Annotated in this window: 25 protein-coding genes; 12 read left to right on the top strand and 13 right to left on the bottom strand. The window is 71.9% G+C overall.

The genetic code is table 11. The annotated features are described in order from the left end of the window. The first annotated feature begins 18 nt into the window (after positions 1–18). Positions 19–669, top strand: a complete 651-nt coding sequence (locus E4198_RS14255; RefSeq protein WP_136183474.1) for a class I SAM-dependent methyltransferase — start codon at positions 19–21, stop codon at positions 667–669. A 44-nt stretch (positions 670–713) separates the two neighbouring features. Here the strand turns inward: E4198_RS14255 and E4198_RS14250 are convergent, their stop codons facing one another. Next, the gene (locus E4198_RS14250; RefSeq protein ID WP_136183473.1) at positions 714–1,598 is read right to left on the bottom strand and encodes a winged helix-turn-helix domain-containing protein; all 885 of its coding nucleotides are present in this window, start codon (positions 1,596–1,598) and stop codon (positions 714–716) included. A gap of 303 nt (positions 1,599–1,901) precedes the next feature. Between E4198_RS14250 and E4198_RS14245 the strand changes: the two genes are divergently transcribed. Continuing rightward, positions 1,902–2,129: a hypothetical protein gene (locus E4198_RS14245; RefSeq protein WP_136183472.1), complete on the top strand. Its 228-nt coding sequence runs from the start codon at positions 1,902–1,904 to the stop codon at positions 2,127–2,129. A 105-nt stretch (positions 2,130–2,234) separates the two neighbouring features. Here E4198_RS14245 and E4198_RS14240 read toward each other — a convergent pair whose 3' ends face one another. Continuing rightward, complete coding sequence (locus tag E4198_RS14240; protein ID WP_168711435.1) at positions 2,235–3,182, bottom strand: winged helix-turn-helix domain-containing protein; 948 nt, start codon at positions 3,180–3,182, stop codon at positions 2,235–2,237. Positions 3,183–3,370: 188 nt separating this feature from the next. On the opposite strand from E4198_RS14240, the gene E4198_RS14235 reads away from it, so the two are divergent. Next, positions 3,371–4,222 carry a maleylpyruvate isomerase N-terminal domain-containing protein gene (locus tag E4198_RS14235; protein ID WP_136183470.1) on the top strand — a complete coding sequence of 284 codons (852 nt, stop codon included), beginning with the start codon at positions 3,371–3,373 and terminating at the stop codon, positions 4,220–4,222. A 50-nt stretch (positions 4,223–4,272) separates the two neighbouring features. Here E4198_RS14235 and E4198_RS14230 read toward each other — a convergent pair whose 3' ends face one another. From E4198_RS14230 to E4198_RS14210, 5 genes are all read right to left on the bottom strand, one after another. Next, positions 4,273–5,022 (bottom strand): amino acid ABC transporter ATP-binding protein, encoded by a 750-nt coding sequence (locus tag E4198_RS14230; RefSeq protein WP_136185385.1) that lies wholly within the window; start codon positions 5,020–5,022, stop codon positions 4,273–4,275. 68 nt (positions 5,023–5,090) lie between these two features. Further along, complete coding sequence (locus tag E4198_RS14225; RefSeq protein ID WP_136183469.1) at positions 5,091–6,104, bottom strand: amino acid ABC transporter permease; 1,014 nt, start codon at positions 6,102–6,104, stop codon at positions 5,091–5,093. Between the two features lie 34 nt (positions 6,105–6,138). Next, complete coding sequence (locus tag E4198_RS14220; protein WP_136183468.1) at positions 6,139–7,086, bottom strand: ABC transporter substrate-binding protein; 948 nt, start codon at positions 7,084–7,086, stop codon at positions 6,139–6,141. Then, on the bottom strand, positions 7,083–7,892 hold the full coding sequence (locus E4198_RS14215; protein WP_136183467.1) for a deaminated glutathione amidase: 810 nt from the start codon (positions 7,890–7,892) through the stop codon (positions 7,083–7,085). Before E4198_RS14215 ends, E4198_RS14220 begins: the two co-directional genes overlap by 4 nt. A 49-nt stretch (positions 7,893–7,941) precedes the next feature. Then, entirely contained in the window at positions 7,942–8,940 is a 999-nt protein-coding gene (locus tag E4198_RS14210; RefSeq protein WP_136183466.1) for a hypothetical protein, read from the bottom strand. A gap of 194 nt (positions 8,941–9,134) precedes the next feature. On the opposite strand from E4198_RS14210, the gene E4198_RS14205 reads away from it, so the two are divergent. Continuing rightward, a complete protein-coding gene (locus E4198_RS14205; protein ID WP_247597685.1) occupies positions 9,135–10,532 on the top strand; it encodes an aminotransferase class I/II-fold pyridoxal phosphate-dependent enzyme in 1,398 nt (465 codons plus the stop codon). A gap of 39 nt (positions 10,533–10,571) precedes the next feature. Further along, positions 10,572–10,862, top strand: a complete 291-nt coding sequence (locus E4198_RS14200; RefSeq protein ID WP_051308731.1) for a DUF397 domain-containing protein — start codon at positions 10,572–10,574, stop codon at positions 10,860–10,862. 40 nt (positions 10,863–10,902) lie between these two features. Here the strand turns inward: E4198_RS14200 and E4198_RS24900 are convergent, their stop codons facing one another. The 4 genes from E4198_RS24900 to E4198_RS14180 all read right to left on the bottom strand — a co-directional run bounded on the left by E4198_RS24900 (position 10,903) and on the right by E4198_RS14180 (position 13,644). After that, a complete protein-coding gene (locus E4198_RS24900) occupies positions 10,903–11,076 on the bottom strand; it encodes a peptidoglycan-binding protein (protein ID WP_168711434.1) in 174 nt (57 codons plus the stop codon). 359 nt (positions 11,077–11,435) lie between these two features. Beyond that, complete coding sequence (locus E4198_RS25455) at positions 11,436–12,236, bottom strand: hypothetical protein (protein WP_247597684.1); 801 nt, start codon at positions 12,234–12,236, stop codon at positions 11,436–11,438. A 281-nt stretch (positions 12,237–12,517) separates the two neighbouring features. Beyond that, positions 12,518–13,174 (bottom strand): Uma2 family endonuclease, encoded by a 657-nt coding sequence (locus tag E4198_RS14185; RefSeq protein WP_136183464.1) that lies wholly within the window; start codon positions 13,172–13,174, stop codon positions 12,518–12,520. After that, on the bottom strand, positions 13,171–13,644 hold the full coding sequence (locus E4198_RS14180) for an ATP-binding protein (RefSeq protein ID WP_136183463.1): 474 nt from the start codon (positions 13,642–13,644) through the stop codon (positions 13,171–13,173). The genes E4198_RS14185 and E4198_RS14180 overlap by 4 nt, the downstream gene beginning before the upstream one ends. Before the next feature lie 190 nt (positions 13,645–13,834). Here E4198_RS14180 and E4198_RS14175 point away from each other — a divergent pair, with 190 nt between their 5' ends. Both E4198_RS14175 and E4198_RS14170 read left to right on the top strand, forming a co-directional pair. Next, entirely contained in the window at positions 13,835–14,713 is an 879-nt protein-coding gene (locus E4198_RS14175) for a helix-turn-helix transcriptional regulator (protein ID WP_136183462.1), read from the top strand. Between the two features lie 12 nt (positions 14,714–14,725). Then, entirely contained in the window at positions 14,726–14,914 is a 189-nt protein-coding gene (locus tag E4198_RS14170; protein WP_168711515.1) for a DUF397 domain-containing protein, read from the top strand. 9 nt (positions 14,915–14,923) lie between these two features. Here the strand turns inward: E4198_RS14170 and E4198_RS14165 are convergent, their stop codons facing one another. Continuing rightward, positions 14,924–15,505, bottom strand: a complete 582-nt coding sequence (locus E4198_RS14165; RefSeq protein WP_136183460.1) for a suppressor of fused domain protein — start codon at positions 15,503–15,505, stop codon at positions 14,924–14,926. Between the two features lie 209 nt (positions 15,506–15,714). Here E4198_RS14165 and E4198_RS14160 point away from each other — a divergent pair, with 209 nt between their 5' ends. The 5 genes from E4198_RS14160 to E4198_RS14140 are packed head-to-tail and all read left to right on the top strand — an operon-like array spanning position 15,715 to position 22,419. Beyond that, positions 15,715–16,587 (top strand): hypothetical protein, encoded by an 873-nt coding sequence (locus E4198_RS14160; protein ID WP_136183459.1) that lies wholly within the window; start codon positions 15,715–15,717, stop codon positions 16,585–16,587. After that, entirely contained in the window at positions 16,577–17,911 is a 1,335-nt protein-coding gene (locus E4198_RS14155) for a hypothetical protein (RefSeq protein WP_247597683.1), read from the top strand. Before E4198_RS14160 ends, E4198_RS14155 begins: the two co-directional genes overlap by 11 nt. Beyond that, positions 17,908–19,464, top strand: a complete 1,557-nt coding sequence (locus tag E4198_RS14150) for an SCO6880 family protein (RefSeq protein ID WP_136183458.1) — start codon at positions 17,908–17,910, stop codon at positions 19,462–19,464. Before E4198_RS14155 ends, E4198_RS14150 begins: the two co-directional genes overlap by 4 nt. 19 nt (positions 19,465–19,483) lie before the next feature. Then, the gene (locus tag E4198_RS14145) at positions 19,484–20,914 is read left to right on the top strand and encodes an ATP-binding protein (protein ID WP_136183457.1); all 1,431 of its coding nucleotides are present in this window, start codon (positions 19,484–19,486) and stop codon (positions 20,912–20,914) included. 2 nt (positions 20,915–20,916) lie between these two features. Continuing rightward, entirely contained in the window at positions 20,917–22,419 is a 1,503-nt protein-coding gene (locus E4198_RS14140) for a type VI secretion protein (RefSeq protein WP_136185381.1), read from the top strand. On the opposite strand, the gene E4198_RS14135 is transcribed toward E4198_RS14140, so the two are convergent. Then, positions 22,407–22,934: a GNAT family N-acetyltransferase gene (locus E4198_RS14135; protein ID WP_136183456.1), complete on the bottom strand. Its 528-nt coding sequence runs from the start codon at positions 22,932–22,934 to the stop codon at positions 22,407–22,409. The two genes, E4198_RS14140 and E4198_RS14135, sit on opposite strands and share 13 nt — an antisense overlap. Positions 22,935–22,963: the final 29 nt, after the last annotated feature.

The following is a 22,963-nucleotide window of genomic DNA, read 5'->3' as shown; positions in this document are numbered from 1 at the left end:
CGTCGTACGGTCGGCGCCATGACGCACATCGTGAACCCCGCCCTCGACGACTACCTCCTCTCCCACTGCAGCCCGGCCGAGGACGAAGTCCTGCGCGACCTCGCGGCCGAGACCCAGCGCGCCGTCCCCGGCACCACCATGCAGATCTCGCAGGACGAGGGCGTCTTCCTCGCGATGCTGGTCGGCCTCACCCGCGCCCGGCTCGTCGTCGAGGTCGGCACGTTCACCGGCTACTCGGCACTGTGCATGGCCCGCGCGCTGCCCGCCGAGGGGCGCCTGATCGCCTGCGACGTCAGCGAGGAGTGGACGGACATCGCCCGCCGCTACTGGGAGCGCGCCGGCGTCTCCGAGCGGATCGACCTGCGAATCGCGCCCGCCGCCGAGACGCTGCGCACGCTGCCCGCCGAGGAGACCGTGGACTTCGCCTTCATCGACGCCGACAAGTCCGGCTACCCGGTCTACTACGAGCAACTGGTCGCGCGCCTGCGTCCGGGCGGCCTGATCGCGCTGGACAACACCCTCCAGGGCGGGCGCGTCGTCGACCCGGCGGACCACAGCGAGCAGGTGGTCGCCATCCGGGAGGTCAACGACACCATCACGGCCGACCCGCGCGTCCAGTCCGTCCTGCTTCCCGTGCGGGACGGCGTCACCCTCGTACGCAAGCGCTGACCCCGCCAGGTCCGCGGCCGCGCAGAGCTGTTCGGCGCGGGTTTTCACGCGCCGAGCGGCAGCGGCCTCGCCACGTACTCCCACAGCGAGTCGAACCACTGCTGGATCTGCTCGAACCGCGCCTCGTCCAGCGCGTCCGGCACCGGGCCCGCCGCCTCGCCCCGCACCAGCGGGAAGAGGCTGCCGTCGCTGTACAGCTCCAGCACGTCCAGCGAGGAGCCGTCCGCGGAGTTGTGCATGTGGCTGCGCCGCACCTGGTAGAAGCCGGTGAGAATCTCGCTGCCGTTGATGATGTACCGCTTCTCGCCGGGGATGGTGGGCACGCCGCAGACCTCCACCCGCACGTCGTCGACCAGGTGTTCCTCGGCAAGCGCGGTCAGCGAGTGCTCCATCGCCCCGGCATAGGTGCGGATCACGTGCCGCAGTCGCTGCAGCGGGCGCGGGTCGTCCGGGTCGCCGATCCGGCACGGGTACGGGTGGCGCGTCTCCAGGTCCGGCAGCAGCACCCGCACGGCGACGGACTCCGGCCGGTGCTCGCCGGCCCGGATGGCCTCGGTCTGGATCTGCACCGCCTTGCTCAACTGCTCCGCCGTCAGCGCCCACACGTCCAGCCGCACGTGCCGCGCCGCGAACGCGCGGGCGATGTGGTGGCCCAGGGGCTGCAGTGTGGCGCCGGGGCGGGCCACCCGCGCGGCCCGCCCCGGGACGCCCTCCTCGATCAGTCCCTCCTCGCGGAGCACCTGGATTGCGCTCTGCACGGTGCCGCGCCCGATGCCGTACCGGCGGCGCAGGCTCTGCTGGGTGGGGAGGTTCTGTTCCGGCGCGAGGCGGCCGTCGAGGATCAGGCCGCGCAGGTCGGCGGCCACCTGACGGTAGCGCGGCGCGGTGTCGTCCACGCCCCCGTCGCGGTCCACGGTCCCGGAATCCACCTCATGAGGCTACAACTGCCATGCAGGACAGCACAGATGGCTGCGTCTGCCGGACGTCCGAGCGTTCGGTCGTCCACTGTCCGGCATGTGCCTGCGGCCTGCCGCCGCCCGGCGGTCAGGCCCGCCTGGTCGCTCTGAGATGGCAGCAGATGGTGGGGGGTAGGTGTCTCCCCCTGGGAGCCATTCGGCCAATGGGCGGCACTCGACGAGGAGTTCCTGCCAACGGGGAGACCAACCGCAGGCTCCGGTCCCCCGGGTTCCCGGTTCCCGTTCCACCGGGCGCGGATCCCCGAGGAGGGTGCCATGAGTGCGCTGTTACGTACGGAACTGCTCGCGGAGGTGCTGTCCCGGGTGGCCGGCGAACTGCTGATCGCCCTGGGCTGGCGCGGCACGGCCGTCCTGGTGCTGGCGGCCGTCGTCGTCCGGGCGTGCAGGGGGCCGCAGCAGGAGGCGGCCGCCACCGCGCCGCGGGGCGTCGACGTGGCGTGCGTGGCCACCGTGCTGCTGGCCCTGCTTCTGATCGACGGCTGACCGGCGGCTGACCGGCGGCTGACCGGCGGGCCGTCCGCGGGAGCGGGCACCGCGGAGGCAGGCACCGCACCGTCGAGGCGCCCGTGCGGCGTCTCCCTCGCCCGGTCACTCCCCCGTGGGCCGGGCGATCGTCTCCCACAGCGAGTCGAACCACTGCTGCGTCTGCTGCACGTACGCCTCGGTCACCTGGTCGCCCGGCACGGCCGTGTGCCGGAAGAGCATGCCCTCCAGGCCCAGCACGTCGTAGATCTCCATCGGGTCGCGGTACAGCTCCACCCGGCGCGGCTGCACCCGGTAGTGGCCGGCCAGCACCTCCTCGCCGTTGAGGATGTACACGCGCTGCGTCGGCGTGATCGCCACCCGCCGGGCCTCGACCCGGACCTCGGGGACGATCTCGCGCACCTCCAGCATGCGCAGCGAATGGCGGAGCGAGCCGTAGATGTTGTCCATCACCTCGCGCAGCCGGGCGCGCGGCCGGGCGTCCTCCGGGTCGCCGATGACCTGCGGCAGGGCGAGGGCCCGGTCCGGGTCGGGCAGCAGGACGCGCACCCGCACCGATTCCGGCCGCGGTGCGTCGGCCGTCATGGCGACCATCGGCCCGGCCAACGCGGAGGCCAGCGTCTCGCCGCTGGAGCAGTACGCGTCCACCGTGACCCGGTCCTGCTGGAAGGCCCGCGTCAGCCGTTCGGCCAGTTCCAGACCGGCGCTGCGCGGCAGGTGCGTCCGCGCGCGCACGGCCCGTTCGCGCTCCCGCTGCGCCCGGGACGTCTTCGCGGGGGTGGGGGCGTTCGGGGTGAGGCGGCCGGACACGGCCCGCACGACTTGGGCGGACGTCCCCTGCCGGGCCCGCCTGATCAGGCCCTCGTCCTCGAGCACCTCCAGCGCCCGCCGCACGGCCCCGCGCGGCACGTCGTACTCCTCGCTGAGCCGCGCCTGCGTCGGAACCTGCTGGCCGACCCGCAGGTCGCCGCAGGAGATGCGCTGCCGCAACGCCTGCACCACGACGTCACGCGGACGCCGCTCACCACCGGCTGAATGGCTGTCACCCGACACGACCAAAACACTACAACAGGGTGCCAATGAACAGGAGTTGCACGACAGGGCTTTCCCCGGGCAGCCAATGGCTGCCATTGTCCGCAGCGCCCGGCCCGCCCGCCCCGCCGACGACCGTCCGGGCATGCCTCGCCGCCCACGGGAAAACCCGGCTGCCGTCGCGCCGACCTGCGGCTAGTGTCCCCGCCATGACGACCAGCACCTCCCCCGATCCCCGGCTCGACCACGCGCGGTACTGCGCGGAGATCCTCGAACAGACCCGCCTGCTGCGCCGCACCCTCGACGGCGCCGACCTTTCCGCGACGGTCCCCACCTGCCCCGAATGGTCGCTGCGCGAACTCGTCGTGCACGTCGGCGGCTCGCACCGCTGGGCGCACGAGATCGTCCGCACCCGGGCCGCCGAGGAGGTGGAGGAGGAGACCGTCCCCGGCTTCCACGGGCCGACCGCAGCACCGGACGCCGGTGGTGACGACGGCCGTGACGCCGCCGATGCCCAAGCCCTGGACGCGTGGCTCGCCGAAGGCGCCGAACTGCTGGTCGCGGCGCTGCGCGAGGCGGGCCCGGACACCCGCGTCTGGTCCTGGTCAGCGCGGGCTGACGCCGGATTCTGGGCGCGGCGCATGACGCACGAGACGGTCGTCCACCGCTTCGACGCCGCCGGCGCCGTGCCCGGCACGCCGTACGAGGTGGATGCCGAGGTGGCGGCCGACTGCGTCGACGAGTGGCTGGACATCCTCACCGACCCGGTCAACGAGGACGACGAGGAGCTGCACGCGCTGCGCGCCCGCGCGGGCGAGAGCCTGCATCTGCACGCCACCGACGCCCCGGACGGCGTCGACGCGGAATGGGTGATCGAGCTGACCGGCGACGGCATCGCCTGGCGGCGCAGCCACGCCAAGGCCACCGTCGCCCTGCGCGGCCCGCTCACCGACCTGCTCCGCGTCTTCCACCGCCGGCTCCCGGCCGACGCCGGGAGCGTGGAGGTCCTGGGGGACCGCGGACTGCTGGACGTCTGGCTGGAGTGCACCCGCTGGGGCTGAGCGAACCGGCGCTGGAAGCGGAGGGCTTCCCTGCGGGAGCCCTCCGGCCCCTACAGGAAGCGTCCGAGGAACGAACGGGTCCGCTCGTGCGACGGGCGGTCCAGCAGGCTCGGCGGGCCTTCCTCGACCACCACTCCGTCGTCCATGAACACCACGCGGTCCGCCGCCTCCTTCGCGAAGGAGACCTCGTGGGTGACCACGATCATGGTCAGGCCCTCGCGCGCGAGGTCGCGCATGGTCGCCAGCACCTCCCCGACGAGTTCGGGGTCGAGGGCGCTGGTCGGTTCGTCGAAGAGCATCAGCTTCGGACGCATCGCCAGCGCCCGCGCGATGGCCACACGCTGCTGCTGCCCGCCGCTGAGCTGCCGCGGATAGGCCCCGGCCTTGTCCGACAGGCCGACCCTGGCCAGCAGTTCGCGCGCGTCCTTCTGCGCCTCGGCGCGGGGGCGCTTCAGCACGCCGACGGGCGCCTCGACGATGTTCTGCAGGACCGTCTGGTGCGGGAAGAGGTTGAAGTGCTGGAAGACCATCCCGATGTCGCGGCGCTGCCGCGTCACCTCGCGGGGCCGCAGGTGGTGGACGCGGCCGTTGTGGACGCGGTAGCCCATGAGCTGTCCGCCGACGTGGATGGACCCGGCGTCCATGGCCTCCAGGTGGTTGATGCAGCGGAGGAAGGTCGACTTGCCGGAGCCGGAGGGGCCCATGAGGACCACGACTTCACCGGCGGCGACCTCCATGTCGATGCCGCGGAGCACCTCCAGCGAGCCGAAGCTCTTGCGGACGTCCCGGGCGCACATCATCGGCAGGTCGCTCTCGGGGGCCCGCGCCGCGGCGGCCGGGCTGTTCTCCTTGAGGGGCGTGGTCGTCTTCACGGCGTCTTCTCCTTACCGGACTGCGCCTCCGCCTCCCGGACGTCGGCGCGCGCGCCGCGCCGACGGAAGAGCGCGAAGTCCCAGAAGCTCTGCGGCGCGTTGCGTGTCGCGCCGCGCGCGTAGTGGCGTTCGATGAACGACTGCCCGATGTAGAGGACCGACGTCATCAGCAGGTACCACAGGCACGCCACGAGGAGCAGCGGAATGGTCTCGAAGGTGCGGTTGTAGATGGACTGGACCGTGTAGAGCAGGTCGGCGAGGGCGATGACGCTCACCAGCGAGGTCGCCTTGAGCATGTTGATGACCTGGCTGCCGGTGGGCGGCACGATGAAGCGCATGGCCTGGGGGAGCACCACGCGGCGCAGCGTGCGGGGTTGCGACATGCCCAGCGCGGAGGACGCCTCCCGCTGGCCGGGGTCCACCGCGAGGAGGCCGCCGCGCACGATCTCCGCCATGTAGGCGGCTTCGTTGAGGCCGAGGCCGAGGATGGCGGCGAGCAGCGGCGTGATGAGCGCGTTGGTCTGCCCGCTGGCGAACTCCGGCCCGAAGGGGATGCCGAAGGAGATGCGCGGCAGCAGCGCGGAGAGGTTGTACCAGAGGATGAGCTGCACGAGGACGGGTACGCCGCGGAAGAACCAGACGTACGCCCCGCACACGCCGCTGAGGACGGGGTTGTCGGACATCCTGCCCACGGCCAGGAGCACACCGAGGAGGATGCCGATCACCATGGCCACGACGGTGAGTTCCAGGGTGATGAGGATGCCCTTGCCGATGATCTCCGACCCGAAGTAGGCGCCGACCGTGCCCCACTCGAAGTTGGGGTTGGTGATCAGGAAGTGGCCGAACTGGGTGGCGAGCACGGCCAGGACGAGGACGGCGAGCCAGCGGAGCGGGCGTCGTACGGGCGCGGCCGAGGCGACGTCGACCTCGGGGATGCGCGCGGCTCCGGAAACGTTTCTGCGGCCTGTTTCCGGCCGGTCGGTGGTGGGCGGCGGGTGGGAGGTGGCCATGGTGGCGTTCACTCCTGTCGGGGGAGGGTCCGGCTCAGGAGCCGAGGTTGACACCGGGCTTGTCCAGGGCGTTGTCCGAGAGGTCCCACTTCTTCATGATCGACGCGTAGGTGCCGTTGTCCATGAGCTTGGTCAGCGCCTCGACCAGGACCTTCTTGAGCGGTGAGTCCTTGGGGATGACGGCGCCCTGGTACAGGTCGTCGAACCCGTTGGACTTGCCGGTGCCCGCGAGCTCCAGCTCGCCCTTCGACTGGTTGACGAAGTACGTCAGCGGCGCCTGGGAGGAGAAGAAGGCGTCGGCGCGGCCGGACTTGACCGCGAGGATGGAGCCGGGCTGGTCCTTGTAGGACTGCACCTTCACCGGGCGCTTCCCGGACGAGGCGCACTCCTTGGCCTGATCCTTGATCACGCCCTCGGCGGAGCCGCCCGCCATGACGGCGATGCGCTTGCCGCAGGTGCTGTCCAGGGACTCGATGTTCTTCGGGTTGCCCTTGTGCACGGCGAAGACGACGTACTCCTGGACCCAGTCGACGAAGTCGTTCGACACCTGGCGGTCCTTGAAGTCGCCCACGGGGCCGAGCGCCATGTCGTAGCGCCCCGCCTTGATGCCGGTGAGCGAGCTGGGCAGGCCGTCGGCCGTGATGTGCGTGATCTTCACGCCGAGGAGCTGGCCGAGCGCGGTCGCGAGGTCGGCGGAGGCGCCGGTGAGGCTGCGGCCGTCGGAGCCGGCGATCTCGTAGGGCGGGAAGGAGCCGTTGTTGACCGACACCAGCTTCTTCGACTCGCGGATCTTCTCCGGGAGCATGGCGTGCAGCTTCGGGTCCTTCTCCAGCGCAGGCTGTTCGGCGGTCTTCTCCGCGTCCTCCTGGGCACCCTCCGACTGCGGCGGGTTGCTGCCGCAGGCGGCGAGACCGAGGCAGGTGAGAGCGGAGGTGACGGCTACGGCGAGGCGGGTCGAACGGCGGATGCTGGCGTGGTTCATCGGGGCCCTCCGGAGGCGAGTATGGCGGGGCTGACGGCGAAGCGGCGGTTGGCGAGCACGGGAAGAACGGCGCGGGCCCTCGCGGTGGCTTCGGGTTCCGCGTCGGCCCAGGTCAGACCGGGGGTGGCGGTCAGCCGGGCGCGGACGTTGCCGAGCGGGTCGACGATCATGCTGTTGCCGGTGTTGCGCGGGCCGCACTCGCCGCTGGCGGCGACCCAGCAGGTGTTCTCCATGGCGCGGGCGGCGATCATGACCTCCCAGTGGCGTTCCTTCGCGGGGCCGCGCACCCAGGCGGCCGGGAGCGCGAGCAGTTCGGCACCCTGGTCGACCAGCAGCCGGGCCAGTTCGGGGAAGCGGATGTCGTAGCAGGTCATCAGGCCGACGCGGGTGCCGGCCACGTCCAGCAGCACGGGCGCCTCATCAGCGGGCCGCACGTGGGCGGACTCCTGGTCGCCGAAGGCGTCGTACAGGTGCAGCTTGCGGTAGCGCGCGACAAGTCGTCCGTCCCGGAGGGCGACCAGGGTGTTGAAGACCCGGCCGTCCTCGGAGGGTTCGTGGACGCCGACGACGACAGTGGTCGTCCCGCCCTCGGTGGCTTCGGCGAGTGCGGAGACGAAGGGGCCGTCCAGCGACTGGGCGACCTCGCGGATACGGTGGCGGTCCTCGGTGAAGCGGGCGAGCACGCCCTCGGGAAGCACGAGCAGGTCCGCGTCCGCCCGCCGTGCTCCGGCGACGAGGTCCTGGCAGCTGGCCAGGTTCTCCTTCCAGTCCGGACTGGCGGTGAACTGTCCGACGGCTGTGCGCATGGGGATCTCCGTCCTCGGCCGTCCCGCCCCCCGAGGCGGGACGGACGCTTCAGTGGTCTGCGCCGACCGCGGACGCGGATACGGCGGGGGCGGCGAGCGCCGGGTCGGGGAAGAGGGCCGCCGGGTCGATCGGCTCGCGGCAGACGTCCTGGTCCCGGAGTTCTTCACAGAAGGCGCGGATCATGGCGGCGTTGTCCTCCACTCCGTACGGCATCCAGTCGTCGCCGAAGAGCAGGGCCGACTCGGTGAGCTCGCGCAGGAGCCAGGGCGTCGTGTCGGCCAGGACGCGGCGCCGCCGAACCCAGCGGCGCTTCGACTGCTCCAGCGCCGCCAGCAGCACCCCGGGCAGCTCGGGGTGGGCCTCGGCGACCTCCCGCCGCAGGGTGACCAGGTGGATGCCGGGCACGAAGCCGTGCCGGCTGAAGTACGCGCGTTCCGCGTCCGCGTGGTCGGCGAGCAGGTGGCGGAAGCGGCTGTCGTGGGTGAACAGTTCCGACGGCATGAAGGGGGTCAGCACGGCGTCGAGCCGGCCCGCGGCCAGTTCCTCCTGGAGGGAACGGCCTTCGTCCAGCACGGACACGTTCGGCGGCAGCGGGCGGCTGCCCAGCCGGTCCTTGCCGCTCTCGCCGGCGGTGAGTGGGCCGACCCGCCAGTCGACGGACCCGATGCCGACGCCTTCGGCGCGCAGGAGGGCGCGGGTCCAGGTGTTGCCGGAGTCCGGCCAGCCGGTGAGCCCGACCCGCTTGCCGTCGAGTTCGGACAGCTGCGTGAGCGGACTGCCGGAGCGCACGAGCACACAGCGGTGGCGGAAGCCCCGCATGACGAACGCCGGAATGCCGACGAGCCGGTCGTCCCCGGCGGCGCGGGCCTGCACGTAGCGGCTGAAGGACGTCTCGCCGCCGTCGAGGTCCGGCTCGGCGAGCACGTCGGGGGTGGTGTCCCGCGCCTCGACCCGGAGGGTGAACCCGGGGGCGGTGACCTGCCCGGAGGCGAGCGGCACCAGGTGGTCCCAGTCGCGCAGCCCGAGGCGGATGACGGGTGAGGACACACGCACTCCTTGTGTCGTCTTTCATGGGGCTTCGCGACGATGCGCCAGGAAGGCACCGAGGTATCCCCGGACGAACAGGAGGCTATTGTTCAGAGTCAGCGGCATACAAGACTCGTTTTGTTACCGGACAAAGGTTTTCCCGAGGGTGACCCCGCAGCTACGCTGCGGACGGCAGTTGGGGCACAGGGAGTGATGTGACGGAAACCCAGAACGCGGCTGGCGAGAAGGACGCCGCGGCGCACGACCGGATCTCCGCGGAGACCCTGGCCGCACGGCTCGACGATCCCAGCGCGCGCGGCATAGCCGGGACGATGACCGACCTCATCCGCGGCGGCGAACTGGCTCCCGGCCTGTCCCTCCCGACGGTACGCGCGCTGGCAGTACGCCTCGGGGTGAGTCCGGGCACGGTCGCCGACGCCTGGTCCGTCCTGCGCAGACACCGCATGATCACCACGCGGGGGCGGCGCGGCAGCGTGGTCAGCGGCCCTCCGGCGGTCATCCACCCCGTGCGCTACGAGCGGGTCGGCGACTTCGGCGACCACCTCACCCAGGACCTGGCCATCGCCGCACCCGACCCGGCCCTGCTGCCGCCGCTGGAGGCCGCCCTGGCCTCGGGAGCCCGCACCCCCCAGCTGCACCGCTACTCCCGGACCTCCCTCACCCCCGCGCTGCGGGAGGCCGTCGAGCCCTCCTGGCCGTTCCCGCCGGAAGCGTGGCTGGCGGTGGGCGGCGGCTACGAGGGCGTCCACCTGCTGTGCCAGGCGCTGCTGGTGCCCGGGGACCGGGTCGCCGTCGAGGACCCCACCGCACCCCGGCTGCTCGACATCCTGGACGCACAGGAGGTGCGCACTCTCCCGGTCGCCTGCGACGCCGACGGGCCGCTGCCGCACTCCCTCCGGCAGGCGCTCGCCGACCGGCCCGCGCTCTTCCTCTTCCAGCCGCGGGCCCAGACGCCGCGCGGCTGGTCGCTCACCGCCCGACGGGCCGCCGCGATCGCCTCGGTGCTGGAGTCCTCCCCCAACACCGTGGCCCTGGAGGACGACGGCATCGGACCGCTGGCCCGGGACCCCGCCGCCAGCGTCGGGACCCACCTGCCCGCCCGCACGGTCGTGGTGCGCTCCTACTCCAAGGCCTACGGGCCCGACCTGCGGACCGCGGTGATCGGAGGGCCGCAGGACGTCGTCGAACGGGTGCGCGTGCTGCGGACGTACGGCACCGGCTGGACAAGCCGCATCCTCCAGGACACCGTGGCCCACCTGCTCCGCGACCCGGCGACGGAGGACCGGGTGACCGAGGCGGCGCACCGGTACGCGCTGCGCCGCACCGGACTGGCGGAACGTCTGGCCGCACACGGCGTACTCACGGACAACCGGGACGGGCTCCAGCTGTGGATGCCCGTGGCCGACGAGACCTCCGCTCTGGTGACGCTGGCGGCCCGGGGCATCACGGTCTCGCCGGGAAGCCGGTTCTGCGTCGGGCCGCAGCTCCCGCACGTGCGGGTCGCGACCGCACGGCTGCCGGAGGACGGTGCGGCGCTGGACGCGACGGCCGGCCTGCTCGCCCTGGCGGCCCGCGCGGTCCGCACCCCCTAGCGCCGGGCAGGGCGTAGGCCCTGGCCTAGCCTTGCCGGTATGACCGACTGGGACTCCCTGGAGTGGGTCCGGGCCACCGACGACCCGGATCCGGACGCCGAATGCATCGAGATCGCCATGGGCGAGGACGACCTGGTGCACCTGCGGCAGAGCGACGACCCGCAGAACGTCGTCACCACCACCCGGGTCAAGTGGGACGCGTTCGTACTGGGCGTGCGCAACGACGAGTTCGACCACTTCGTGGAGGGCGTCGAGGGCTTCGTCCCCGGCCCCAACGCCCACAAGTACGGCCCGGACGCGGTCCGTTCACCCGAGGGCGAGGGCGCGTAGCGGCGTGCGGGCATGACGGCGACGCGCGCCGGCGCGGGGATCAGAGGTGGCCGTGCAGACAGCCCCAGGTCAGGAGGCCGATGGTGGTGTCCACGTCGATGCCGCAGGCCCTCTGCGCGCTCCTGACGGCGCTCGCGGTGCCGGGACCGAAGATGCCGTCGATGTCCACGTCGTAGCCCCGGACGTGCTTCAGGAGGCACTGGGCGTGGGACACGGCGGCGCCCGTGTCCCCCTGGAAGAGGTCCGGGTGGCTGCCGTTGGAGTTGCAGGCGTCGCGTTGAGCAGCGAGGCCGCGGGAGCGGGCCTCGCGTCGGCGGCCGGAGCCGCCGGAGCGGACAGCATCAGCGCGCCGGTGGCGGTGGGGGCGCTGGTGGCGAGAGCGACGGACTTCCGGAAACGCATGGTGATTCCCCCCCTGTTGTCCGGAACGGGTGCGAAGCGGCCGGGTCGGCTCGTGGACTTCGCGTCCGCTGCGTTCGGTTCGTTCAGCACGGAACGCTAGGCCGGGTCCCGGCCGCGGCAGGGCCTTTGCGACGTGGCGCACAGGCCCTGCGAGGTCGCGGACCGCCGCGCTCAGGTGTGCCGTGCACGAGCGCGGTGCCCAGCGCCGTGCGGGAGCGCAGAACGGCGCCGCCCCGCCGTTCGGTGTCGACGAGTCCCGCCCGGCGCAGGGTCGTCGCGTGGCGGCTGGCGGCTGAGGGGGAGACGCGCAGGGGGTCCGCGAGGGCGGTGGTGGTGCGTCCGGTGTCCAGGGAACGCAGCACGGCGGCCGGGTGGGCCCGAGCAGGCCGTCGAGGGCCGCGCCGGCGGCAGCGACGGGTCGGCCAGTGCGAGGGGATGGTCGTGCGGGAAGAAGCTGGGCACCAGGGTCAGGCTGCGGCCGTCCAGCCGCAGGTGCTGCGTGGTCGGGTGGTCGACCTCCAGGACCGGTGGTCTCCAGCGGGCGCTCGGCCCCGGGGCGCCCAGCACCGCTTCGCCGCCGTTGCGCAGCACACGCCGCGCGCGGTCGTTCCGGTCCCGGCGGACGTCGGCCGCGGCCCTGTCGGCGTGCGGAGCGAGGGCGACCGCGTGGTAGCGGCGCAGCGCGTCGCCGAGCCGGTGCAGCGCGCGGGGTCTGCCCGCGGCGAAGTCGTCGAGCCAGGTGGGCGGTCGCGGCATGCCGGACGCGAGCCGGCCGATCTCGGTGCGCAGTCTGCCCTTTCCGGTGGACAGCACCCTGTCGATGCCGGGCCCCACGTCGAGCGGATGGCCGTCGTCGTCCGAGGAGGTGAGGAAGTCGGGGAAGTAGAGCTGCGCGGAGCGAGTGTGGTGAGGAGCCGGAAGTCGGCCCCCGCCCCGGCTGCCGCGAGACCGGCGCCCGTGCGGCGGCGCCACGCGGCGAAGAACGGGTCCGGCCGGATCATCTGATGCAGGCCCAGAACCGTCCCCCAGAGCGGGTCAGCCCGCTCCGCCAGGCGCAGCCGGGCACGGTCGTCCGCTGTGAAGTGAATGTGCAGCACGTGTGTGTCCCCCCGTTGCTGTGCCGCTGACACTGCGTGAACGCGGCTCGCCCCACTGCCCCGCGTCACGGGGTGGCCCATCAGAGGATTCCGGATGTCGCGGACATCGCCGGGCTGGATGTTGAGGGGCTGGCGTCGAGGCACCTGAGTACGGGCTCAAGGGCCGGATCGGCCCTGGGCGTACACGGGGAGCGCGTCGAGCGGCAGTTCACCCCGAAGGGGTGGCGGGAGGGGTATCGTCCGGGCGCCGGGACGGGGCGAGACCGTCGCGCCGAACGTGCCGGTAAGGGTCGCCCAGTAGTGGCCGCCGACGGGTTCGGTGTGCAGCGCCCACGTTCCTGCGGCGGGGCCGGTGACCGGGCGCGGGTCCACGACCAGCAGGGCACGGACGCCTGCGCGTGCGTAACGGTCGACGGCGGCCGGGACGCCGGTGGTGAGGGTGGCGTGGCGCAGGACGACCTCGACGGCGAAATCCACATCCTGTGGATGAAGGGCCGGGTCGTCGGAACCGAGGAATCCCACAGGGCAGACCGCCAGGTCCGGGACGGCGATCGTCCCGGTGACGGACAGCGCGATCCCTGCCTGCTGGACGAGTGTCCGCCCCGGCGGAAGCAGGGGGCGCAACGACGTGTCCAGCACGCCGACGAGCGCAGCGTGCTTGCCGCACCGCGACGTGTCGGCGGCAGGACGTGCCACGTCCAGCTCGACGCGGATGCCGGTGAACCGTCGTACGAGGTCCGCCGCCCGCTGGAGACGGGGCGCGTCCAGCCGGACCGTACGGGCGCGTGCACGGGTCGTACGGGCAGCGGTCATGCGGCGGCGCCCGGGGCGTGCTCGAGCTGGAACCAGAACGACTTGCCGGGCCCGGGACCGTCCAGGCAGAAGCCGTAGCGGCTGGCCAGTGCGGCGATGAGCAGCATGCCGCGCCCGTGCTCGGACTCCTCGGCCGGCGTGTCGATGTACGGAACGCCGGGAGCGGCGTCCTGCACGTGGACGCGGAGCGCGCCGTGAGCCAGCCACTCGCCGCACAGGGTGACTGGCCGCGTGCACCCGGCCGTCACCGAGGCCGTGACCGCGTTCGTGGCCGCCTCCGACGTGAGGAGCACGGCCGTCTCCGCGAGTTCGCGGAGTGCTCCTCCGGCAGCCCGTCGCACGGTGTCGAACGATGTCCGCACCAGCTCCCGGCACGCCCTGACCCAGACCGGGTCCGGCGGGAACGTGAGCGCGAAGTCCGCCCCGACGGCGGTGAAACGCGCCCCTGTCGACGTGATCGTCGGACACATGGTGATGCCTCCTTCGTCCGGTTCGGCCGGTGACCTCGCCGCGCCAACTCGCGGTGCACTTCCGGCCCTCAGACATGAAGCTAGAGCAGATTGGGTTGCAGGCTGTACCCTCGAAGGGCTTCTTCGCTCCTTCGAGTGACAACGCTGTGACTCGTAATGCCGACTTGGCCAGAAGTGCTAGGAGGTGGCCATGGGACTTCGAACGCACCCCACCCAGCGACAGCGACGATTGGGCGCCGAACTGCGCCGCCTACGGCTGGAGAGCGGCCTCTCGGCCATCGAGGCCGGTGAGCATGTGCAGCTGGGTGGGCCACACTTGAGCCACATCGAAGCTGGTCGGACTGCAATCCCAGAGACGAAGCTCCGCAGCCTGGCGTCCTTGTACGGATGCAAGTCTGCAACCTATGTTGATGCTCTGGCAGAGATGGCCACGGCGAAAGCCGGTTGGTGGCGCACGTTCACCAGACATGTGGACGCCAGAGCAAGGGACTTGGCGGAACTCGAAGCCACTGCAGTCGGCGTTTACGGCTTCGAGACCGTGCATATGCCGGGGTTGCTGCAGACGCCCGAGTACGCGATGGCGCTCATCGGGTCTTTCACAGACGACGCAGATGCTGCTGAGCGCTTCTACGAGTTCCGCCTACGGCGGCAGGAGGTCCTGATCGGGCCATCCGCCCCCCACTACCACGCCGTGATCCACGAAGCCGCCCTACAGATGCGCTATGTGGACACCGACATTCTGCGGAGGCAGCTCACCCACCTGATTGAGGTCTCAGCGCTGCCACACGTGACAGTACAGATCGTGCCCTTCCGGTCGGGCCTACTCCCGGCCGTCGGCGGGCCGTTCGTCCTCTTTCGCGGCCCGGACCGCCGACTCGACACGGTGTACCTGGAGCACGATGTCGGCTCCGAATTCCTCCATGAACCCGAACACCTCGCGCGGTACGACGAAATCTTCGACAGCCTCTCCACGCTCGCCCTCCCTCCCCTCAGGCCAGCGGCCGAACGTGAGTTCACCTCCGAGCGCGACTCCCTTAGCCTCGTACAGCATCTGCTCTACGTACTGTGAGGCATCGTGACCATGAATCGCTGGCAGAAGTCGTCGTTCAGCAGCGGTGACGGGAACACCAACTGCGTCGAGGTCGGCAGGAGAGGCGAGAGTGTCCGTATTCGGGAGAGTGACGAGCCGGGCACTGTCCTCGCCCCGTCCACGGGCGCGCTGCACGCGCTGCTGAAGCACCTCAAGGCGGGCGACGCCCGCATCCGTTGAGGCGCCGGGTCAGTCCCGGCGGCGGACGTCCCAGAACTCGACCTTCTGGGCGCGCCAGCGTTCCCACAGGCGGGCCTGGCGGCCCGCCCCCACGTCGGCGGCGACCAGGAACCGCAGGTCGCCGTCCGTCAAGGGCAGCACAGTGAGGAACCGCAGGGCGACGCTGCCGTCCTCGCCGAGGAACGGCGACACCTCACGGAACACGGGGTGTGCCCCGAACAGCAGGCCGTGGATCGCCGTGCCCGGGATCAACGGCGCTTCACCACCCACCATGCGGTCCTGCCCGGTCGGCGGTCGTTCCTCGCCGCCCTCCCCCAGCACGTACTGCGCGGCGACGTTCACCAGCCGAACGGCCTCCGCCTCCTGGCCTGTCTGGAGGGTGCAGATGAGTTCGATCGGCTCGGACGCCTCGATCTCCTGAAGGTGGAGCCCGGCCGTCACGGCGGACACGATCGGCAGCGGCTGCCGCTCCGGGTAGTGGAGGGTGACGCCGTAGCCCCGGTCGTCCGGCGGCGTCCACCGCCGCTTCGCGGGCCCGAGGTGCCGTACGACGTGCGCGGCAAGGCCGCCGAACTCATCGCTGTCCGTCATGAACGCCGAGACTAGGCGATCTCCCGGTTACTGGTGGCGCCTGTGAGAGCCATGGGACGGATGTGCGGACACGAAGCGCAACTCTTCAGAAGAGATGACCGCCTCTGTGGAAACGCGGGACCCACACAGCCGATACGACCGCTAACGTCATGTGAGGAGACAATGTACTGACGGCGGTTGACCGGTTGAGGCTAGGGGGCACGTCCGGCATGAGCATCGGCGGCGACGAGTACGACGAGCAAGGTCGTACCAGCGGGGCAGGCACGTCCACGCGGCGTGCTCCGGCACGGGGCACCCGCACCCGCCTGCCCGGCGAGGACGGAGACGTCTACGGCGTCGGCAGACGACCCGCGGGGCGCCCGGGCCGCAGCCTTCTGATGGTCGTGAGCGTGGTGGTCCTGCTGATCGCGGCGATCGCGTTCGCCAACCGGAGTGGATCTTCCGGCTCAGAGGGCGAAGAGAACGACCCCGGCGGTGGTCCTGCCGCCCAACCCACCGCACCCAGCGGCCAGATGCCCGTCCAGACCGAGGACGGCACCACGGGCATCCCCTCCGGCTTCCCCCAGACCGAACAGGGCGCCCAGAGCGCCGCCGCGAACTACGCCGTGGCGCTCGGCGGCGACCGGATGTTCAACCGGGACAGCAGGCACCAGATCGTGAGCGCGATCTCCGCCCCGTCCGCCGTCGAGGAAATCCAGAGCGGCTTCGACGCAGACTACAACCAGGCACTCAACGACAGGATCGGCCTCGATACAGCAGGTCGAGCCCCTGAGGGGTCCACCTTCGTCAATCGGACGACACCCGTCGGCGCCAAGGTCACGTCCTACAACGGGAACGACGCCACGGTGGAGGTCTGGTGTTCCGGACTCTTCGGACTCGCCGGTGAGGATTCAACCAAGCCTGTCACCGCGAACTGGTTCACCGTCACCTTCAAACTCAGCTGGGCAGGTTCCGACTGGAAGGTAGCAGCCTCCAGCCAGGAGAGCGGCCCGACCCCGGTGAGTGGAGACAACCCGATCTCCACGGCGGACGAGATCGGTTCGGCGGCCGAGCAGTACGGAGGCTTCACCTATGCCCGCTAACCGCATCGGTCGCATCGGCTCCCTGGTCGTCGCGGTCCCAACCGTGCTGCTGGCTGCGCCGACCACGGCACTGGCAGCTCCGAGCCCTTCTCCCAGCGAAGACCCGTGTGAGCTCGTCGCCGGTCCTGCAAAGGACTACTGCTCCAGTGAAGGCGGGAACCGGGAGGCGCCCGGGGGTGGGGACACTCTCATGAGCCCCGACGGCGTACTCGACCCGCTCGCCTCGTTGGCGAACGGCTGCGCCGAGGCCGCCGCGTGGACGATCCGCCGGCTCTCCGACCTCGTCAACGAGACGACGAAGGTCGACTTCACGAACCCCGCCTTCCTCCGCCAGTACGCCATCGTGTTCGCCGCCTCGACGATCCTGACCCTCGTCCTGTGGCTGCTGGCCGTGGCCAAGCGGGCCGTCCGGGGCGTGCCCTTCGTGGAGGCGTTCACCGAGGCCGTCGGCTTCCTCTGGCTCGTCGTCCTCGCGTCCGCGTTCACGCCGCTGATCCTCTACACGGTGGTGACGGCGACCGACGCCGTGACGGAGGCCGTGTCGTCCGGAACCCGTGACGACACGAACGCGTTCTTCGGGACGTTCGCCGAAGCCCTGGAGAAGGGCAACGACATCGGCGGCGGCCCGATCATGCTCATCGTCGTGTCGCTGATCTCCATCCTCGCGGCGGGCGTCCTCTACCTCGAACTCGTCATCCGGGCCGCGCTGCTGTACATCGGCGCGCTGCTCGGCACCGCCGTCTACGCCGGGCTCGTCGACAAGAACCTGTGGGGCCATGTGCGCCGCTGGGCGGGCATCATGATCGCGGTGATCCTGGTGAAGCCCGTCATCATGATCGTGCTCAGCCTCGCCGGCGCACTCGCGGGCGAGAACGGGCCGAACGCGTTCTCCGCCATCGTCTCCGGGCTGGCCATCATCCTGCTGGCCATCTTCGCCTCCGCGATGATCTACCGCTTCGTGCCCGGCTTCGGCGACGAGATCGTCAACCACCGCAACGCCAGCCAGGACGCCGCCTCCCGGCAGGCCGCCGCGGTCGTCTCCTCGCCCGCGACGATGCTGCGACAGGGCATCACCACCCACGGCGCCCGCGGCGGTGGCGGCAGCTCCGCCGCGAGCGCGGACGAGGGCCGGGGCGGGGGCGGCTCCCGCCCGTCGAACCCCGCCTCCGGCGGCGTCGCCGCCCACAGCACCCGCGACAGCGACGGGGGGTCGTCCGCACCCGCGCCGCCCCCGCCGCGCAAGGGCGACCCGTCCCGCACCCCGCACAGCAGCCGCACCGCCCGCGCGGGCAGTTCGGGCCGCACCGGAGGTGAGCGCGGATGACCACCTCCACGCACCTCGCGGCGCCGCGCCGCACGTACATGATCGGCCGGGCCCGGCCGAACGCGATCGTCGGCAAGAACCGGGAGACCGGCGAGATCGCCCTGATCGTCGCCGGCGCGTTCCTCGGCATGATGAGCGGCCTGCTCATCCCCGTACTCTCCGCCCGCATCCCGGCGCTGGTCGGGTTCCCGATGCTCGCCCTCGCCGCCGTGTACGTGCCGTACCGGGGGCGCACGTTCTACAGGTGGTTCGAGATCGACCGTTCCTACCGCCGGCTGCTGCGCAGCGGCGCGACCTACCGTTCCGGCGCCGCCGAGGCCGGCGTTCGGCTCAACGGCCACGAGGTGGACGTCGTGCCGCCGCCCGGCGTCGGGCGCATCACATGGCTCAGCGCGCCCTTCGGGCCCGACGAGCTGGCCGTGCTGCTGCACGCCGACCGTCGCACGGTCACCGCCGCCATCGAGATCGAAGGGCCCGGCGTCGGCCTGCGGGACAGCGAGGATCAGGAGGCGCTGGTCGACCGCTTCGGCGTGCTGCTCAAGCACGTCGCCAACGGCGACGGCTTCGTGACCCGCCTCCAGATGCTCGCGCGCACGCTGCCCGCCGACCCCGACGCGCACGCCAAGGACGTCGCCGTGCGCGGCGACGACCGGGCCGCCGGATGGCTCCAGGAGTCCTACGACGAGCTCCAGTCGATGGTGTCCACCTCCAGCGAGCAGCATCGCGCCTACCTCGTCGCTTGCATGCACTACGGCCGTGAACTCGCAGCGGAGAGCGCCGCGATCGCCAGGGCGGCGCGCGCCTCGGCGGGCGGCGGCCGGCGCATGACCAAGGACGAGGGCCTGGCCGTGGTGATGGCCCGCGAGCTCACCGACATCTGCGCCCGTCTGGCCGAGGCCGACATCCGGGTGCGGCAGCCGCTCGGGCAGGCCCGCCTGGCATCGCTGGTCCACTCCATGTACGACCCGGACCACCCGATCGACCACATCCAGGCCATGTCCAAGCGGAACGCATGGCCGGCCGAACTCGACGCCCGCGAGGCGACGTACATGCAGGCGAAGACCCGGGAGTCGGCCACCCGCGCGCCCTGGTGCCACGCGACGGCCTGGGTCAAGGAGTGGCCGATGACCCCCGTCGGCGTCAACTTCCTCGCCCCGCTGCTCGTCCACACGCCCGACGTCATCCGCACGGTGGCGGTGGCGATGGACCTGGAGCCCACCGAGCTGGCCATCGAGCGGATGCTGACGGAGAAGACCAACGACGCCGCCGAGGCCAGCCGCGCCGCCAAGATGAACCGCACCGTCGACCCGCGCGACATCGCCGCGCACAGCCGCGTCGACCAGCGCGGCGACGACCTCGCCAGCGGCGCCGCCGGCGTCAACCTGGTCGGCTGGATCACCGTCTCCTCCCGCAACCCCGAGGCCCTGGCGCGGGATCGGCGCACCATCCGCGCCTCGGCCGGCAAGGCCTACCTGAAGCTGGAGTGGTGCGACCGGGAACACCACCGGGCCTTCGTCAACACGCTGCCGTTCGCGACCGGCATCCGGCGCTGAGAAGACGAGGGGACTCCCTGTGGCACTCGACCCGCTGAACGCCGTCACCGAAGCCTTCACCAGCTTCCTTTTCGGCAAGACGGAGACCACCCGCCTCCCGGTGCGCACCTCCACCGGCCAGGCGCAGGCCGTGTACCTGCCGACGGCCGCACCCGGCCTCGGCGACTCCGGCGTGATCATCGGCCGAGAGGTGTACAGCGGCAAGGGCTACATCTACGACCCGTTCCAGCTCTACGGCCAGCAACTGCCCGCCCCGCACTGGCTGGTGCTCGGCGAGTCCGGCAACGGCAAATCCGCGCTGGAGAAGACGTACGTGCTGCGGCAGCTCCGCTTCCGCGACCGGCAGGTCGTCGTGCTGGACGCCCAGGGCGAGGACGGCGTCGGCGAATGGAACCTCATCGCCGAGGAGATGGGCATCACCCCCATCCGCCTCGACCCGACGGCCGCCCTCGACCAGGGCATCCGCCTCAACCCGCTGGATCCGGCGATCACCACCACCGGGCAGCTAGCCCTGCTGCGCACCATCATCGAGGTGGCCATGGGCCACGGCCTCGACGAACGCTCCGGCTTCGCCCTCAAGGTCGCCCACGCCTACGTCAACGCCACCATCGCCGACCGGCAACCCGTCCTCACCGACATCGTCGAGCAGCTCCGCCACCCGGAACCCGAGTCCGCGAAGGCCATGAACGTGGCGCTGGACGACGTCCGCGCCTGGGGTCTGGACGTGGCGCTGGTCCTGGACCGCCTGGTCGACGGCGACCTGCGCGGCATGTTCGACGGCCCGACGACCGTCGGCATCGACCTGGACGCGCCGCTCACCGTCTTCGACCTGTCGCACATCGACCGCAACTCCATCGCCATGCCCATCCTCATGGCGATCGTCGGCGTGTGGCTGGAGCACACCTGGATCCGCCCCGACCGGCGCAAGCGCATCTTCCTCGTCGAGGAGGCGTGGCACATCATCAACAGCCCGTTCGTGGCCCAGCTATTCCAGCGTCTGCTGAAGTTCGGCCGTCGGCTGGGCCTGTCGTTCGTGGCGGTGGTCCACCACCTCTCCGATGTGGTCGACGGCGCAGCCGCCCGGGAGGCGGCTGCGATCCTCAAGATGGCCTCCACTCGTACCGTCTACGCCCAGAAGGCCGACGAGGCCCGCGCGACCGGCAAGGTCCTCGGTCTGCCCCGCTGGGCCGTGGAGATCATCCCCACCCTGTCGCCCGGCATAGCCGTGTGGGACGTCAACGGCAACGTCCAGGTCGTCAAACACCTCGTCACCGACACCGAACGGCCGCTGGTCTTCACCGACCGCGCGATGACGGAGGCCGCCGCCGCACCGCCCTCCCCCTCCGACGTCCTCGAAGCGGAGCTGGAGGCCGAGGCGGAGGCCCGCGCGCTCGCCATGGAGCACGTCCCCGGGCACGGCGGCCACGACCCGGCGTCCGGGGTGGCGTGAACGTGCCCGGCGGCCGTACCGGTCCGGGAGCGGCGGGTGCCGCCGTCGGCGGCGCCCGCGGCATCCCCGACGGACTGCTGCTGGGTCTCCTGGGGCTCCTCCTCGGCCTCGCGGCGCTCACCTGGACGGCGACCGGCCTGTCGGCCTGGCTCGCCCACGGCAGCTGGCCCGACGGTCTCGACTTCCCCCGCACCCCACTCGCGATACGCGAACTGGTCACCGACCCGAAGGACCTGGCAGCCGCCTGGCCCGGCGTTCCGGACGGAGCGCTCTCCGGCTACGGGCTCTTCTGGGGCCTCTTCATCGGCCAGCTGATGGTGCTCACCGTGCTCGCCGTCTTCCTCATCGGCACCGTCACCCGCTGGCGAGCGGTCCGCGCCACCCACCGTGAGGACGCCCGCGTGTCACGGCCCGGACCGGACCTGCGCAAGCACGCACCCGGCCCCGTGCCGGCACCACGCGCCGAACGCCCCGCCGACACGGCAGAACCGCCCGCAGCCACCGGGACCGTACCGGCCCCCGGCACCGCACCGCCCGCTGCGGCCTCGACGGGGACAGCCCCGCCTCCCGGGCGCGGCCCGTCGGTGCACGGCCTCCTCGTCGGCGCGGGACGGGACGAGGCGGCAGAAGCGGTCCGCGACGCCGAGGGCGCCCTCCTGGTCGTCACCGCGGATCCCGGACTGTGGGCGGAGGCCGCCGGAGCCCGCGCCAAACTCGGCCCCGTCCACGTCTACGACCCGGAGCAGTTCACCGACGCGCCCACCCGCCTGCGCTGGGCCCCGCACCACGGCTGCGAGGACATGACCGAGGCGCGCTCCCGCGCGGCCGCCCTGCTCGCCCCCGTCCGCAGCCCGGCCCGGAGCGACGCGGCGGTACACGACGCCGCGGAGACCCTGCTGCGCTGCTGGCTGCACGCGGCAGCCCTCGACCGGGAGCCGTTCCGCCAGGTGCACCGCTGGTCCCTCACGGGCTCCTCCCGGGACGCCCTGCGCATCCTCCGCACGAACCCGGCCGGGGCCTCCGGCGCCTCCGGAGAACTGGAAGCCGGCCTCACGGCCTACCCGGAACGACGCGAGGAGGCCACCAAGTTGATCCGCCGCGCGCTGAACTGCGTCTCACAACTCCATGTACGCAACGCCAGCACCCCGCCGCGAATCGATCGCCTCGCGTGGGAATCGTTCGTGTCCGAGGGGGGAAGCCTCTTCGTGGTGGGCGAGTCCCTGGAGGACCCGCACCGGGGAGACCCGGCAGCGATGCCCCTGCTGACGGCGCTCACCTCAGCCGTGGTCGGGCACGGCCGCCGCATGGCCGCACGGTCATCCGCCGGCCGGCTCGACCCACCAGTCACTCTGGTGCTCGACCACCCCGCGACGGTGGCGCCGCTGCCCGAGCTGCCGTGGCTCCTGTCCGACGGCGCGCCGGCGGGGCTGGTGACCCGTGCCCTGGTGCGCTCGGAGGAACAGCTCCGCACCTGGTGGCCCGAGTTGGCCCCTCATCGCCCCTGAGCCGCCGGCGGCGGACGTTCCAGCACCATCTCCCACTCCAGTGCCGAGGCGTCGTTCGGGTCCGGCTTCGACGCTCCCGTCCGGGCGAACCCGTAGCGCCGGTAGAACGCCTCGGCCCGCGGGTTGCCCTGGTGCACGTCGAGCCGCATCCGGACGACGTCCGTCCGCGCCCACGCCCACGCCTGAGCCGTGTCGAAGAGCCGCTCGGCGAGTCCGTCGCCGCGGTGCTCCGGACGCAGGTAGACGGCGACGACGTGCGCCTCGCCGTCCTCCACGAACACCACCAGCATGCCCGCCCACGAACCGTCGGGCAGCTCCGCGGCCAGCGTGGTGATCGGACGGCCGTTCCGCGCCTGCCCCGCCCGCCCCCGCCAGAACGAGGGCGGCTTGCCCGCCGCGACCTCGTAGCGCTCGTTGAAGGCGACCGGCGCCAACGGGTCCGCGAGCGCGGCGAGCCGCAGCTCCCGCAACCGCCGCCAGTCCTCGGCGTGCGCCTCCCGGATCCGGTACTCCATGCAGCCATCGTGCCCCCTGGCCCGCACCG

This window comes from Streptomyces sp. RKND-216 (genome assembly GCF_004795255.1).
In the GTDB taxonomy this organism is placed as follows: Bacteria; Actinomycetota; Actinomycetes; order Streptomycetales; family Streptomycetaceae; genus Streptomyces; species Streptomyces hazeniae.
This window is presented reverse-complemented; position numbering and strand designations above follow the sequence as displayed.